This is a genomic window from Streptomyces sp. NPDC046862 (genome assembly GCF_040704615.1).
GTDB lineage: Bacteria > Actinomycetota > Actinomycetes > Streptomycetales > Streptomycetaceae > Streptomyces.
Map to the genome: position 1 here is coordinate 128,199 of NZ_JBEYXP010000028.1, position 14,705 is coordinate 142,903.

11 protein-coding genes are annotated in these 14,705 nt (G+C 71.6%); 6 read left to right on the forward strand and 5 right to left on the reverse strand.

Annotated elements, in window-relative coordinates:
- Nucleotides 1–172: 172 nt before the first annotated feature.
- Nucleotides 173–1,681, forward strand: coding sequence for a 3' terminal RNA ribose 2'-O-methyltransferase Hen1 (locus tag AB0959_RS28865; protein ID WP_366829532.1), 1,509 nt, complete (start codon nucleotides 173–175; stop codon nucleotides 1,679–1,681).
- Nucleotides 1,678–4,287 carry a polynucleotide kinase-phosphatase gene (locus AB0959_RS28870; RefSeq protein ID WP_366829533.1) on the forward strand — a complete coding sequence of 870 codons (2,610 nt, stop codon included), beginning with the start codon at nucleotides 1,678–1,680 and terminating at the stop codon, nucleotides 4,285–4,287. Before AB0959_RS28865 ends, AB0959_RS28870 begins: the two co-directional genes overlap by 4 nt.
- 82 nt (nucleotides 4,288–4,369) lie before the next feature.
- Here AB0959_RS28870 and AB0959_RS28875 read toward each other — a convergent pair whose 3' ends face one another.
- Nucleotides 4,370–5,293, reverse strand: coding sequence for a hypothetical protein (locus tag AB0959_RS28875; RefSeq protein WP_366829534.1), 924 nt, complete (start codon nucleotides 5,291–5,293; stop codon nucleotides 4,370–4,372).
- Nucleotides 5,290–6,303, reverse strand: coding sequence for an SPFH domain-containing protein (locus AB0959_RS28880; protein WP_366829535.1), 1,014 nt, complete (start codon nucleotides 6,301–6,303; stop codon nucleotides 5,290–5,292). Before AB0959_RS28880 ends, AB0959_RS28875 begins: the two co-directional genes overlap by 4 nt.
- A gap of 160 nt (nucleotides 6,304–6,463) precedes the next feature.
- On the opposite strand from AB0959_RS28880, the gene AB0959_RS28885 reads away from it, so the two are divergent.
- Both AB0959_RS28885 and argF read left to right on the forward strand, forming a co-directional pair.
- Entirely contained in the window at nucleotides 6,464–7,693 is a 1,230-nt protein-coding gene (locus AB0959_RS28885; protein WP_366829536.1) for an arginine deiminase, read from the forward strand.
- Nucleotides 7,694–7,811: 118 nt separating this feature from the next.
- The gene (gene argF, locus AB0959_RS28890; protein ID WP_366829537.1) at nucleotides 7,812–8,822 is read left to right on the forward strand and encodes an ornithine carbamoyltransferase; all 1,011 of its coding nucleotides are present in this window, start codon (nucleotides 7,812–7,814) and stop codon (nucleotides 8,820–8,822) included.
- Between the two features lie 33 nt (nucleotides 8,823–8,855).
- Here the strand turns inward: argF and AB0959_RS28895 are convergent, their stop codons facing one another.
- Complete coding sequence (locus AB0959_RS28895; RefSeq protein ID WP_366829538.1) at nucleotides 8,856–9,305, reverse strand: ATP-binding protein; 450 nt, start codon at nucleotides 9,303–9,305, stop codon at nucleotides 8,856–8,858.
- 298 nt (nucleotides 9,306–9,603) lie between these two features.
- Here AB0959_RS28895 and AB0959_RS28900 point away from each other — a divergent pair, with 298 nt between their 5' ends.
- The gene (locus AB0959_RS28900) at nucleotides 9,604–10,431 is read left to right on the forward strand and encodes an enoyl-CoA hydratase family protein (protein ID WP_366829539.1); all 828 of its coding nucleotides are present in this window, start codon (nucleotides 9,604–9,606) and stop codon (nucleotides 10,429–10,431) included.
- 4 nt (nucleotides 10,432–10,435) lie between these two features.
- Complete coding sequence (locus AB0959_RS28905) at nucleotides 10,436–12,703, forward strand: bifunctional salicylyl-CoA 5-hydroxylase/oxidoreductase (RefSeq protein ID WP_366829540.1); 2,268 nt, start codon at nucleotides 10,436–10,438, stop codon at nucleotides 12,701–12,703.
- 30 nt (nucleotides 12,704–12,733) lie between these two features.
- On the opposite strand, the gene AB0959_RS28910 is transcribed toward AB0959_RS28905, so the two are convergent.
- Both AB0959_RS28910 and cysD read right to left on the reverse strand, forming a co-directional pair.
- On the reverse strand, nucleotides 12,734–14,008 hold the full coding sequence (locus AB0959_RS28910) for a GTP-binding protein (protein ID WP_366829541.1): 1,275 nt from the start codon (nucleotides 14,006–14,008) through the stop codon (nucleotides 12,734–12,736).
- A gap of 2 nt (nucleotides 14,009–14,010) precedes the next feature.
- Nucleotides 14,011–14,705, reverse strand: a 695-nt coding sequence (gene cysD, locus AB0959_RS28915; protein ID WP_366829542.1) for a sulfate adenylyltransferase subunit CysD, incomplete at its 5' end; no start/stop codon positions are given.

Below are 14,705 nucleotides of genomic sequence, written 5' to 3' on the forward strand. Positions count from 1 at the left end.
AAAATCTCGAGAGTCGCCGCGGTCGTTCGCTGTACGTTGTCGGGGCGCGCCGAAGAAGAGAGGCGCTCCCGTGGCCGGCTGACCGTAGCGCAGGGCTGCTACGACATGTGCACCGCGTTTCACGGCACGATGAGTCTTCGCAGCTCAGAAGGTATTTCGAGGTGTAACCACAGTGTTCCTGACGATCAGCACCACCGGCACACCGGAGCGCCCCGCGACCGATCTCGGTTTCCTGCTGCACAAGCATCCCGACAGGGCGCAGGTGTTCTCCACCTCCTACGGCACGGCCCACGTCCTCTACCCCGAGGCGAGCGCCGAGCGCTGTACGGCCGCGCTGCTGCTGGAGGTGGATGCCGTGGCGCTGGTCCGGCGCGGCAAGGGCAAGGGCCGCGGCGGCGCGCCCGACGCGGCGCTCGCGCAGTACGTGAACGACCGCCCCTACGCGGCCTCGTCCCTGCTCGCCGTCGCGCTGAGCTCCGTGTTCTCCAGCGCGATGAAGGGCACCTGCCACGCCCGGCCCGAACTCCCTGAGGCCGTACGCCCGTTGCGCATCGAGATACCCGCGCTCCCGGCCAGAGGCGGCCCGGACCTCGTCCGCGCGCTCTTCGAGCCGCTCGGCTGGACGGTGACCGCGGACGCCGTGCCGCTGGACACCCAGTTCCCCGAGTGGGGCGACTCGCGTTACGTACGCCTTGTCCTGGAGTCCGAGACGCTGACCCTGGCCCGGGCGTTGCGGCACCTGTACGTCCTCCTCCCGGTTCTCGACGACGCCAAGCACTACTGGGTGGCTTCCGACGAGGTGGACAAGCTGCTGAGGGCCGGCGAGGGCTGGCTGCCGGACCACCCCGAGCACAAGCTGATCACCAGCCGCTATCTCTCGCGCCGCTGGTCGCTGACGCGCCAGGCCATGGAGGCCCTGGAGCTCGTACGGCTGGCCGAGGCCGATGACAGCGAGGTCGAGGAGATCGACAACGCGGTCGAGGCGGAGGGCGAGACCGAGGAGAAGCCGACTCCGCTCGCCGTGCAGCGCAGGGACGCGATCATCGGGGCACTGCGGTTCGCCGGGGCCGGGCGTGTGCTCGATCTCGGCTGCGGACAGGGCCAGTTGGTGCAGGCGCTGCTCAAGGACCCGCGGTTCACCGAGATCGTCGGCGTCGACGTCTCGGTGCGCGCCCTCACGATCGCCTCGCGCCGGCTGAAGCTGGACCGCATGGGGGAGCGTCAGGCCTCGCGCGTCACGCTCTTCCAGGGCTCGCTCGCGTACACCGACAAGCGGCTGAAGGGCTACGACGCCGCCGTGCTCAGCGAGGTCGTCGAGCACCTCGACCTGCCTCGGCTGCCCGCGCTGGAGTACGCGGTCTTCGGCTCCGCCCGGCCCCGTACCGTGCTCGTGACGACGCCGAACGTCGAGTACAACGTCCGCTGGGAGAGCCTCCCGGCCGGGCACGTCCGGCACGGCGACCACCGCTTCGAGTGGACACGTGCGGAGTTCCGGGCGTGGGCGGAGGCGGTGGCCGAACGGCACGGATACGGCGTGGAGTTCGTACCCGTCGGCCCCGACGACCCCGAGGTGGGACCGCCCACCCAGATGGCCGTGTTCTCCGTGAACGCGGCCGCGACGAGCACCCCGAACGAGAAGAACGAGAAGAACGAGAACGCGAAGGAGGCGAAGGCGGCATGACCGAGAACCAGAACCAGAACCAGACCCAGAACCAGACCCAGAACCAGATCGAGAACCAGACGCGGACCGAGTCGGCCCAGGGGCGCACCCTGCCCGTCACCGACCTCTCCCTCGTGGTGCTCATCGGCGCGTCCGGCTCCGGCAAGTCGACCTTCGCCCACAGGAACTTCAAGCCGACCGAGGTGATCTCGTCGGACTTCTGCCGCGGCCTCGTCGCGGACGACGAGAACGACCAGAGCGCCAGCCGGGACGCCTTCGACGTGCTGCACTACATCGCGGGCAAGCGGCTCGCGGCCGGCCGCCGCACGGTCGTCGACGCGACGAGCGTGCAGCAGGAGAGCCGCCGCCAGCTGATCGACCTCGCCAAGAAGTACGACGTGCTGCCCATCGCGATCGTCCTCGACGTGCCGGAGGAGGTGTGCGCGGAGCGCAACGCGTCCCGCACCGACCGCGCCGACATGCCGCGCCGCGTGATCCAGCGCCACACCCGTGAACTGCGCCGCTCCCTCAGGCACCTGGAGCGCGAGGGCTTCCGCAAGGTGCACGTCCTGCGGGGAGTGGAGGCGGTGGAGAACGCGAGTGTCGTCACCGAGAAGCGCTTCAACGACCTCACGCACCTCACCGGCCCGTTCGACATCATCGGCGACATCCACGGCTGCTCGTCCGAACTGGAGTCGCTGCTGGGCACGTTGGGCTACGTCGACGGCGCGCACCCGGACGGCCGTACGGCGGTCTTCGTCGGCGACCTCGTCGACCGCGGCCCGGACACCCCGGGTGTACTGCGCCGCGTGATGTCCATGGTCGCGTCGGGCACGGCGCTCTGCGTGCCCGGCAACCACGAGAACAAGCTGGGCCGCTGGCTGAAGGGCCGCAAGGTCCAGCACACGCACGGACTGGCCGAGACCATCGAGCAGCTGGAGAAGGAGGACGACGAGTTCCGCACGCGGGTACGGGAGTTCGTCGACGGCCTGGTCAGCCACTACGTCCTCGACGGCGGCCGGCTCGTCGTCTGCCACGCGGGCCTGCCCGAGAAGTACCACGGCCGCACCTCCGGCCGGGTGCGCTCGCACGCCCTGTACGGCGACACGACCGGCGAGACCGACGAGTTCGGCCTGCCGGTGCGCTACCCGTGGGCGGAGGACTACCGGGGCCGCACGGCGGTGGTGTACGGCCACACGCCGGTCCCGCAGGCCACCTGGCTCAACAACACCATCTGCCTCGACACGGGCGCGGTCTTCGGCGGCAAGCTGACCGCGCTGCGCTGGCCGGAGCGGGAGCTCGTCGACGTACCGGCCGAGCGCGTCTGGTACGAGCCGACGAAGCCGCTCGCCTCCGAGGCGCCGGGCGGGCACGAGGGACGGCCGCTGGACCTCGCGGACGTGCACGGGCGCAGGACCGTGGAGACCCGTTACGCGGGACGGATCACGGTCCGCGAGGAGAACGCGGCGGCGGCCCTGGAGGTCATGAGCCGTTTCGCGGTGGACCCGCGCCTGCTCCCGTACCTGCCGCCCACCATGGCGCCGACGGCGACCTCCCACATCGAGGGCTACCTGGAGCACCCGGCCGAGGCCTTCGCGCAGTACGCGGCGGACGGGGTCGCGCGGGTCGTGTGCGAGGAGAAGCACATGGGGTCGCGTGCGGTGGCGCTGGTGTGCCGGGACGCGGCGGTGGCGCGCGAGCGCTTCGGCGTGGCGGACGGCCCGACGGGCTCCCTCTACACGCGTACCGGGCGCCCCTTCTTCGACGACGAGGCGGTGACGGAGGAGATCCTCGGACGGGTGCGGGAGTCGGTGTCGGCGGCCGGTCTCTGGGACGAACTGGAGACGGACTGGCTGCTGCTCGACGCCGAACTGATGCCGTGGTCGCTGAAGGCGTCCGGGTTGCTGCGGGCGCAGTACGCGGCGGTCGGCGCGGCCTCCGGGGCGGCGTTCCCGGGTGCGCTGGCCGCGCTGGAGGGTGCGGCGGCGCGAGGCGTGGAGGTGGGCGATCTGCTGGCGAAGCAGCGGGAGCGCGCCGCGGACGCGGCGGCGTTCACCGACGCCTACCGGCGGTACTGCTGGACGACGGACGGCCTGGAGGGTGTGCGCCTCGCGCCCTTCCAGATCCTCGCGGTCCAGGGCCGCAGCCTCGCGGCCCTGCCCCACGAGGAGCAGCTGTCCCTGATCGACCGTCTCGTCGAGCACGACGGCAGCGGGCTGCTGCAGACGACCCGGCGTCTGTTCGTGGACACGGGAGACGCGGAGTCGGTGCGGGCCGGGATCGACTGGTGGCTGGAGATGACCGGGCGCGGAGGTGAGGGCATGGTGGTCAAGCCCGCCGGCGCGGTGGTCCGTGACGTCAAGGGGCGTCTTGTCCAGCCGGGGATCAAGTGCCGTGGCCGTGAGTACCTGCGCATCATCTACGGTCCCGAGTACACCCGCCCGGACAACCTCGCCCGCCTCCGCCACCGCTTCCTCAACCACAAGCGGTCCCTTGCCACCCGGGAGTACGCCCTGGGCCTGGAGGCCCTGGACCGGCTGGCCGAGGGCGAGCCGCTGTGGCGTGTGCACGAGGCGGTGTTCGGGGTGCTGGCGCTGGAGTCGGAGCCGGTGGATCCACGACTGTGAGGTGAAGTGCCGGTTGGGGGTGGCTGGTCGCGCAGTTCCCCGCCCCTGAAAACCGTGCGGCGGGGGCGGACAAACCCGGTGCTCACCCCACCAACCGCAACCGCACCCCCGCCACCCCCACCGACACCGTCTGCCCCCATGTCAGCTCCATCGCGTCCCCCTCCATCCCGTCCCCGAACGCGACGATCCGATCCGATTCGACCGTCAGCCGGAGCCGCGCCGACGTGGACAGCTCACCCGCCACGAACGACGTCCCCGTGACCGGAGACGGCCACGCCTCCCGCACGAACCACAGCAGCCGCGCCTCCGTCACCCCCGGCAGGGACAGGGCACTCGACCGCTCCTGCCACACCGACCGCAGCCACCCGCTCGCCCCCGTCCCCGTCCCGACCAGCACCCCCGACGAGGCCTGCGGCTCGGCCCGGGGCTCGGCCCGGGGCTCGACGACACCCCCGTCGTCCTCGAGCCCCAGGCGGTACCGGGCGGTCTGGTGCCCCGCCGCGCCCAGATAGATCTCGTTGAGCGCGACCAGCCGCTGCGTGTCGTCGGCGACGGCCTCGACCATGGTGAGTTCGTCGACCACGGCACGCGGGCCCGGCGCGGAGGCGAGCAGTTTCGGTGCGTCCGCCACCGCGTGCCGCACCAGCACCCCGGGATTGCGCCCCGGATCCGTGTCGATCCCGACAACCGGCTGCCCCGCGAGGTACTTCGCCACGTTGGCCACCAGCCCGTCCTGCCCCACCACCACGACCACGTCCTCGGGCGCGAAGAGGAACCGGTCCAGGTCCCCCCGCTCCACCCGCGCCTGACGCCACGTCAGCGGCACGGAGGCGGCCACCTCCGCGAGCGCCCGCCGTTCCCGTCCGCCCCGCTCCGCCACCTCGCGGATGTCGCGCCCCCGCGACCGCAGGAAGAACGCCGCCTGTCCGTGCGTCCCGTGCCGCGCGACCAACTCCTCGTACTCCGTGGTGCGATGGACCAGCACCACCCGCGGCGCGAGACTCACGCCGACGACCCTCCCGCCGCGTCACCGAGCTTCGCCAACAGCCCGGTCAGCACGTCCGGGGACACCGTCACGCTCTCGATCCGCGGCAGGTTCTCCGCCAGCCGCGTCCCCGTCAGTGCCCGCAGCGTCGCCACGTCCACCTCGCCGTGCACGCGCAGCCACGCCGCCTGCGCCTCCGCCCGCGCTTCCCCGACGGCCCGCGCCGACTGGGCCTCGGCCTCGGCGAGCCGAACGGTCCGTGCCGCCTCCGCCCCGGCTCGCACCGCGTCCGCGGCGGCGTGCTCCTCGGCCTCGCGCCGCGCGTTCGTGCCGCGCTGGTCGACCAACTGCTCCTCGCGCCGGGCGAGTTCGATCTGGCTGGCGAGCTCGTTCTCGGCGATGGCCCGTTCCCGCTCCACGGCGACGGCCCGGCGTTCGTACGTCGCCCGGTCCGCCTCCTGCTGGATCTGCTCCCGGGCGGGGGTGCGCAGCGCGCGCTCCACCTCGGGCTCGGGGCGCAGCGCCACCACGCGCACGGCCACGACCTCGATGCCGGTCGAGGGAAGCCGTGGCTCGGCCGCCAGACCGCCGGCGACCCGCTCCCGTACCGCGGCGACCCCGTCCACCAGCGCGGCCGACAGCGGCGTACGGGCCAGGACGTCCAGCGCGTGCTGCTGGGCCGTCTCCGTCAGCAGCGTCGCGAGCTGTTCCAGCGGCGCGCCGCGCCAGACACCCGTGTCGGGGTCGACGGAGAAGTCCAGGCGCGCCGCCGCGAGCGCAGGGTCGCTGATCCGGTACGTGACGGTCGCCTGCACCGCGACATCCTGGAAGTCGGACGTACGGGCGTGGAACGTCATGGCCAACTCCCGGTCGTCGACCGGCACTTCGGACAGCGCGGCGGTGAGCGCGCGGTACCAGAAGCTCAGTCCCGGCCCGTCGTGCACCAGACGGCCCGAGCGGTGGTGGCGGACGTGGGCGGTGGGCGCGCCGCGCAGGTGTCGCCAGCCCAGGCGTCTGGTGATGTCGGCCATGAAGAGCCCCCTCGTCACTTGTTCGTGTCACTCAGACGATAACGAGGAGGCACCCTTATCGTCAAGGGGACGAGAAGAAGCTTCGGGGAGGGGGTCTCCGTAACGTCGCGATCCGGCCGTCCGGGGGGTGAACGCCCGCCCGAATGGTCAGGATGGAGGCATGGGATTCCACGTCGACTCCGAGGCCGGGCGGCTGCGCCGCGTCATCCTGCACCGGCCGGACCTCGAGCTCAAAAGGCTCACCCCCAGCAACAAGGACGCCCTCCTCTTCGACGACGTGCTGTGGGTCCGCCGGGCGCGCGCGGAGCACGACGGGTTCGCGGACGTGCTCCGTGACCGCGGGGTCACCGTCCACCTCTTCGGCGACCTGCTCACCGACGCGCTGCGGATCCCGGAAGCCCGGGCGCTCGTCCTGGACCGGGTCTTCGACGAGAAGGAGTACGGGCCGCTCGCCACGGACCACCTGCGTGCGGCCTTCGACTCCCTGCCCACGCCCGAGCTGGCCGAGGCCCTGGTCGGCGGGATGACCAAGCGGGAGTTCCTGGAGGCGCACGCGGAGCCGACCTCCGTGCGCTTCCACGTCATGGAACTCGACGACTTCCTGCTGAGACCGCTCCCCAACCACCTCTTCACCCGCGACACCTCCGCCTGGATCTACGACGGGGTCTCCATCAACGCCATGCGCTGGCCGGCCCGTCAGCGCGAGACGGTGCACTTCGAGGCGATCTACCGGCACCACCCCCTGTTCCGGGGCGAGGCGTTCCATCTCTGGTCGGAGGGGCAGGCCGACTACCCGTCCACCATCGAGGGCGGGGACGTCCTCGTCATCGGCAACGGCGCCGTACTCATCGGCATGAGCGAGCGGACCACCCCCCAGGCCGTCGAGATGCTCGCGCACAAACTGTTCGCCGCCGGCTCGGCGGAGACGATCGTGGCGCTCGACATGCCCAAGCGGCGCGCCCTCATGCACCTCGACACCGTGATGACCATGGTCGACGGCGACGTCTTCACCCAGTACGCGGGGCTCGGCATGCTCCGCTCGTACACCATTGAACCGGGCGTCGGCGACAAGGAGCTCAAGGTCACGGACCATCCGCCGGAGCACATGCACCGTGCGATCGCCGCCGCGCTCGGGCTGAGCGAGATCCGGGTGCTGACCGCCACGCAGGACGTGCACGCGGCGGAGCGGGAGCAGTGGGACGACGGGTGCAATGTTCTCGCGGTGGAGCCGGGGGTTGTCGTCGCGTATGAGAGGAACGCGACGACGAACACACACTTGCGTAAGCAGGGGGTCGAGGTGATCGAGATTCCGGGGAGTGAGCTGGGGCGGGGGCGGGGCGGTCCCCGGTGTATGAGCTGTCCTGTGGAGAGAGGGGCTGTGGGTGACTAAGGGGGTGGGTGGTGGGCCCCTAAGGGCCAGGCGCCCTGTATAGAAATGTGGGTCATCGTATAGACTTCCAAAACCGTATCCTGTCGCAGCAAACCTGTCCCCCTACCCAGGAGCCCCCATGGCGACCGTCCCGACCGCCCTCGCCGGCCGACACTTCCTCAAGGAGCTGGACTTCACCGAGGAGGAGTTCCGCGGGCTGCTCGCGCTGGCCGCCGAGCTCAAGGCGGCCAAGAAGGCCGGGACCGAGGTGCGGTACCTGCGGGGACGGAACCTCGCGCTGATCTTCGAGAAGACCTCGACCCGCACCCGCTGTGCCTTCGAGGTCGCGGCCGCGGACCAGGGGGCGTCGACGACCTACCTGGACCCCTCGGGTTCGCAGATCGGGCACAAGGAGTCCGTGCGGGACACCGCCCGGGTGCTCGGCCGGATGTTCGACGCCATCGAGTTCCGCGGCGACAGCCAGACCGCCGTGGAGGAGCTGGCCGCCTACGCGGGCGTGCCCGTCTACAACGGCCTCACCGACGACTGGCACCCCACCCAGATGCTCGCCGACGTGCTGACGATGACCGAGCACTGCGACAAGCCCCTGACGGAGACCGCGTTCGCCTACCTCGGCGACGCCCGCTTCAACATGGGCAACTCCTACCTGGTCACCGGGGCGCTCCTCGGCATGGACGTCCGGATCGTTGCCCCGGAGGCCTACTGGCCCGCCGAGGACGTCGTCAGGGACGCCCGCAAGCTCGCCGAGGTGAGCGGCGCCCGCATCACGCTCACCGAGGACGTCGCCGAGGGCGTCAACGGCGTGGACTTCGTGGCCACCGACGTGTGGGTGTCCATGGGGGAGCCCAAGGAGGTGTGGAGCGAGCGGATCGGCGCGCTCGCCCCGTACGCCGTGACCATGGACGTGCTCCGCGCGACCGGCAACCCCGACGTCAAGTTCCTCCACTGCCTCCCCGCCTTCCACGACCTCGGCACCAAGGTCGGCCGCGAGATCTACGAGAGGTACGGCCTGGAGTCGCTGGAGGTCACCGACGAGGTCTTCGAGTCGTCCCACTCGGTGGTCTTCGACGAGGCGGAGAACCGCCTGCACACGATCAAGGCGGTCCTGGTGGCGACGCTCGCCCGGTAGGCGTACGGCGTACGGTCCCGCCGTACGGTCACGTCACACGGGCCGTCGCTGCGGCGGCACCACCGGCAGCCGGAACCACACCGCCTTGCCCGCCTCCGTCGGACGGTGGCCGCAGGACGAGCTGAGGGCGCGGATGAGGAGCAGTCCGCGCCCGTGCTCCTGCCAGGGGTCGGGCTCGGCGCGGTACGGGTGGGTGAGATCGCCCGGCGGTGCCGGGTCCGGGTCGTGCACCTCGACCTGGCAGCCGGTCGGCAACAGCTCCACGACCAGCTCTATGGGCCCGTTCCCCGCCGTGTGCTCCACGGCGTTCGCGACCAGCTCCGCGGTCAGGAGTTCCGCGGTGTCGCTGTCGGCCGCGTGCTCCAGCTCGGCCAGTGCCGTGCGGACGAGCGCGCGGGCGACGGGCACGGCCGCGACGGTGTGCGGCAGCGCGATGCGCCATGAGGCGGGAACAGGGGGTTCGTGCAAGGCGGGTCCGTTCATGGAGCAGGAAGTCCTGCTTTCAACTTGATGCATGGTACGGCGCGCCTCGGGAGCCTCCCCCGGCGGGCGCCGTACAGGGCCGTCGGCCCCGTTGCCGGGCGGCTTACCCAGGTCAACGCCCCGGCTCGCCCGAGCACGCCCGCCGTTACCGGGCTGTCGAGGATCCGTGACCGAGTGACGCGCGAACGGGGCGGCGACCACGGCGGAAACAGGTCTATCGCGCCATCCTGACGACAGTCACACTTCGGTGATAGCTTCGAGAAGTAGGCCCGTTCCCCGTCGGAGGAGGCCGCCCCTCATGAGTCCCTTCACCGGCTCCGTCGCCCGCACCTCCGACTGGCACCATCTGCGGTGCACGGTCGCCGACGGCGTCGCCACGATCACCCTCGCCCGCCCCGAGAAGCTCAACGCGCTCACCTTCGGCGCCTACGCCGACCTGCGCGACCTGCTCGCCGAGCTGTCCCGCGAGAGGTCGGTGCGCGCCCTGGTACTGGCAGGGGAGGGGCGCGGCTTCTGCTCCGGCGGTGACGTCGACGAGATCATCGGCGCGACCCTGTCCATGGACACGGCCCAGCTCCTCGACTTCAACCGGATGACCGGACAGGTCGTGCGGGCCGTACGGGAGTGCCCGTTCCCGGTGATCGCCGCCGTGCACGGGGTGGCCGCGGGCGCGGGAGCCGTACTGGCGCTGGCCGCCGACTTCCGGGTGGCGGACCCCTCGGCCCGGTTCGCCTTCCTGTTCACGCGCGTGGGGCTGTCCGGCGGTGACATGGGCGCCGCGTACCTGCTGCCCCGCGTCGTCGGGCTCGGGCACGCGACCCGGCTGCTGATGCTCGGCGAGCCGGTGCGGGCCGCCGAGGCCGAACGGATCGGACTGATCAGCGAGCTCACGGAGGAGGGCGGCGCCGACGAGGCCGCCCACGCCCTGGCCCGCCGCCTGGCCGAGGGCCCGGCCCTCGCGTACGCCCAGACCAAGGCCCTGCTCACCGCCGAGCTCGACATGCCGCTGGCCGCCGCGATCGAACTGGACGCCTCCACCCAGGCCCTCCTCATGAACGGCGAGGACTACGCGGAGTTCCACGCGGCCTACACGGAGAAGAGGCAGCCGAAGTGGCGGGGGAGGTGACGGCATGAGGGTCGCGATCCTGGGCGGTGGCCCCGGAGGGCTGTACGCCGCGGCCCTGCTGAAACGCCTCGACCCGTCCCGCGAGATCACCGTCTGGGAGCGCAACGCGCCCGACGACACCTTCGGCTTCGGCGTCGTCCTCTCCGACGAGACGCTCGGCGGGATCGAGCACGCCGACCCGGCGGTCTACGAGGCGCTGCGGGCCGAGTTCGTGCGCTGGGACGACATCGACATCGTCCACCGGGGTATACGGCACACCTCCGGCGGCCACGGCTTCGCCGCCCTCGGCCGCAAACGGCTCCTGCAGATCCTGCACGAGCGCTGCCGCTCGCTCGGCGTCGAACTGCGCTTCCACTCCGAGGCGCCCTATCCGGCCTGGCTCGTGGAGACGTACGACCTGGTCATCGCCGCCGACGGTGTCCACAGCGCCACCCGCGAGGCGTACGCGGAAGCCTTCTGCCCTTCCGTCACCGAGCACCGCTGCCGTTACATCTGGCTCGCCGCCGACTTCGCCTTCGACTCCTTCCGCTTCGAGATCGCCGAGACCGAGCACGGCGTGATGCAGCTCCACGGCTACCCGTTCGCGGCCGACGCGTCGACGGTCATCGTCGAGATGCGCGAGGAGGTATGGCACGCCGCCGGGTTCGCGGAGGTGGACGAGCAGGAGTCGGTCGAGCGGTGCGCCAAGATCTTCGCGGACGCGCTCGGCGGACGGCCGCTCAGGTCCAACAAGTCCGCCTGGACCACGTTCCGCACGGTCGTCAACGAGCACTGGTCGCACGGGAACCTGGTCCTGCTGGGCGACGCCGCGCACACCGCGCACTTCTCCATCGGCTCCGGCACGAAGCTCGCCGTCGAGGACGCCCTCGCCCTCGCCGCCTGTCTGGAGGAGCAGCCCTCCCTGGCCGACGCCCTCACCGCGTACGAGGCCGAGCGGCGCCCCGTCGTCGCCTCCACCCAGCGCGCGGCGCGGGCCAGCCTGGAGTGGTTCGAGAACCTCGGGCTCTATCTCGACCAGCCCTCCCGCCAGTTCGCCTTCAACCTGCTCACCCGCAGCCGCCGCGTCACCCACGACAACCTCCGGCTGCGCGACCCTCGCTTCACCGGGAACGTGGAGCGCGCGTTCGGCTGCCCCCCGGGCACGCCCCCGATGTTCACCCCGTTCCGGCTGCGCGGCCTCACCCTGCGCAACCGCGTCGTCGTCTCACCCATGGACATGTACTCAGCGGTGGACGGCGTCCCGGGCGACCTCCACCTCGTCCACCTCGGCGCCCGCGCGCTCGGCGGGGCCGGCCTGGTGATGACCGAGATGGTGTGCGTGAGCCCGGACGGGCGGATCACCCCGGGCTGTGCCGGACTGTGGACGCCCCGGCAGGCCGAGTCCTGGCGCCGGATCGTGAGATTCGTGCACGCACAGGCACCCGGCACCGCCATCGGCCTCCAGCTCGGACACGCGGGCCGCAAGGGCTCCACCAAGCTGATGTGGGAGGGCATCGACGAGCCCCTGGAGGATGGCAACTGGCCGCTCGTGGCGGCGTCCCCGTTCCCGTACCGGCCGGACAGCCAGACCCCGCGCGAACTGACGCGCGCCCAACTCACCGACATACGGGAGCAGTTCGCCTCAGCGGCCTGGCGTGCCGCCCGCTGCGGCTTCGACCTGCTCGAACTCCACTGCGCCCACGGCTACCTGCTCTCCGGCTTCCTCTCCCCGCTGACCAACCGCCGCACCGACCGCTACGGAGGCTCCCTCGAACGCAGGCTCCGCTTCCCGCTGGAGGTCTTCGACGCGATGCGCGCGGTGTGGCCGGAGGAGCGGCCCATGACCGTCCGTGTCTCCGCCACCGACTGGGCCGACGGCGGCACCACCGCCGAGGACGCCGTGGAGATCGCGCGCGCCTTCGCCGCGCACGGCGCCGACGCCGTCGACGTGTCCACCGGGCAGGTGGTCGCGGACGAGCGGCCCGAGTACGGCCGCTCGTACCAGACGCCGTTCGCCGACCGCATCCGTCACGAGGTGGGCGTCCCGGTGATCGCCGTGGGCGCGATCTCCTCCTGGGACGACGTCAACTCCCTGATCCTCGCCGGGCGTACGGACCTGTGCGCCCTGGCCCGCCCGCACCTGTACGACCCGCACTGGACGCTCCACGCCGCCGCCGAGCAGGGCTACCAGGGCCCCGGAGTGAGCTGGCCGGCCCCGTACCGCGTCGGCAGCCGCCCACCGCGCACCGGACGCACGGACGCCCCCAAACCCCGGCTGACGCTGGGGAGTTGAGGGCGTCCGAGGTGCACGTCCCGTGGGGGCCTATGCCGGCTCGGTCGGCTCGGCGAGCTCGGCCAGGTCGGCCATGCCCGCCGTCAGCGTCGCACCGTCCGCCGGGTCGACGAGGATGAACGCCCCCGTGCGGCGCACGTCGGCGTAGTCGTCGAGCGCCAGCGGCTCGGCCGTGCGCAGGGTGATCCGGCCCAGATCGTTCGCGGACAGCTCGCCGACGCCGCCGAGGTCCCTCACGATCGCCTTCACGGTCCGCGTGGTGTGCCGGACCAGCACGCGGTCGCCGACGCGCAGCGGCTGTTCGGCCAGATGGCAGACGGCGGCCCGCACGTCCCGCGTCAGCGTGGGCACGTCGGCGCCCGCGGTGATCATGTCGCCGCGCGCGACGTCCCGCTGGTCGGCCAGACGCACGGTGATCGACTGCGGCGCGTACGCCACCTCCACGTCGGTGCCGAGCACGTCGATGCCGGTGATGTGCGAGGTCCCGCCCGACGGCTGGACCGTCACCCGGTCGCCGACCCGCAGCGAGCCGGACACCAACTGTCCTGCGTAGTACCGGACTTCGCCGTGCCGGATCACGTACTGGACGGGGAAGCGCGCCGGGGCGTCGGCGTTCTCGGCGCCCACCGGCACGGTCTCCAGGAACTCCAGCAGCGCCGGGCCCGCGTACCAGCCCATGTGCGCGGAGCGTTCGACCACGTTGTCACCGACGAGCGCCGACACCGGGATCGGAGTGAAGCCCGGCAGGCCCAACTCCTCGGCGTGGCCGGCGAATTCCTGGACGATCCGGTCGAACTCCTGCTCCTCGTAGCCGACGAGGTCCATCTTGTTCACGGCCAGGACCACGTGCGGGACCCGGAGAAGCGCGGCCACGGCGGCGTGACGGCGGGTCTGCTCGACCACGCCATGGCGCGCGTCGACCAGGATGATCGTCAGCTCGGCGGTGGAGGCGCCGGTGACCATGTTGCGGGTGTACTGCACGTGGCCGGGGGTGTCGGCGAGGATGAAGCGGCGGCGGGGTGTGGCGAAGTAGCGGTAGGCCACGTCGATGGTGATGCCCTGTTCGCGCTCGGCCCGTAGGCCGTCCGTCAGCAGAGCCAGGTCGGGGGCGTCCTGGCCGCGGCTGGCCGAGGCGCGCTCGACGGCCTCCAGCTGGTCGGTGAGGACCGACTTGGAGTCGTGCAGCAGCCGCCCGACGAGCGTGGACTTGCCGTCGTCGACCGACCCCGCGGTCGCGAACCGCAGCGTGTCGATGGTGGTACCGGCCGGGCCGATCGATCCGGCTGCGCTGATCGTGCTGGTCATGACTAGAAGTACCCCTCGCGCTTGCGGTCTTCCATCGCGGCCTCGGACATCTTGTCGTCGGCGCGGGTCGCGCCCCGCTCGGTGAGCCGGGAGGCGGCGATCTCGGCGATCACGGCGTCCAGCGTGGCCGCGTCGGAGTCGACGGCGCCCGTGCAGGACATGTCACCCACGGTCCGGTACCGCACCTGCCGCTTCTCGACGTTCTCGCCGTCCTTGGGCCCGCCCCACTCGCCCGCGGTGAGCCACATGCCGCCCCGCTGGAAGACCTCACGGTCGTGCGCGAAGTAGATCTGCGGCAGTTCGATGCCCTCGCGGGCGATGTACTGCCATACATCGAGCTCGGTCCAGTTAGACAGCGGGAAGACGCGGACGTGTTCGCCGGGGGCGTGGCGGCCGTTGTAGAGCTGCCACAGTTCGGGGCGCTGGCGGCGCGGGTCCCACTGGGAGAACTCGTCGCGCAGCGAGAACACCCGCTCCTTGGCGCGGGCCTTCTCCTCGTCGCGGCGGCCGCCGCCGAAGACCGCGTCGAACCGCTCGGACTGGATCTTCTCGGTGAGCGGCACGGTCTGCAGGGGGTTCCGCGTCCCGTCCGGACGCTCCTTCAGCACACCCCGGTCGATGTAGTCCTGCACGGATGCGACGTGCAGGCGCAGGCCGTGCTTCTCGACCGTGCGGTCGCGGTACTCGATGACCTCGG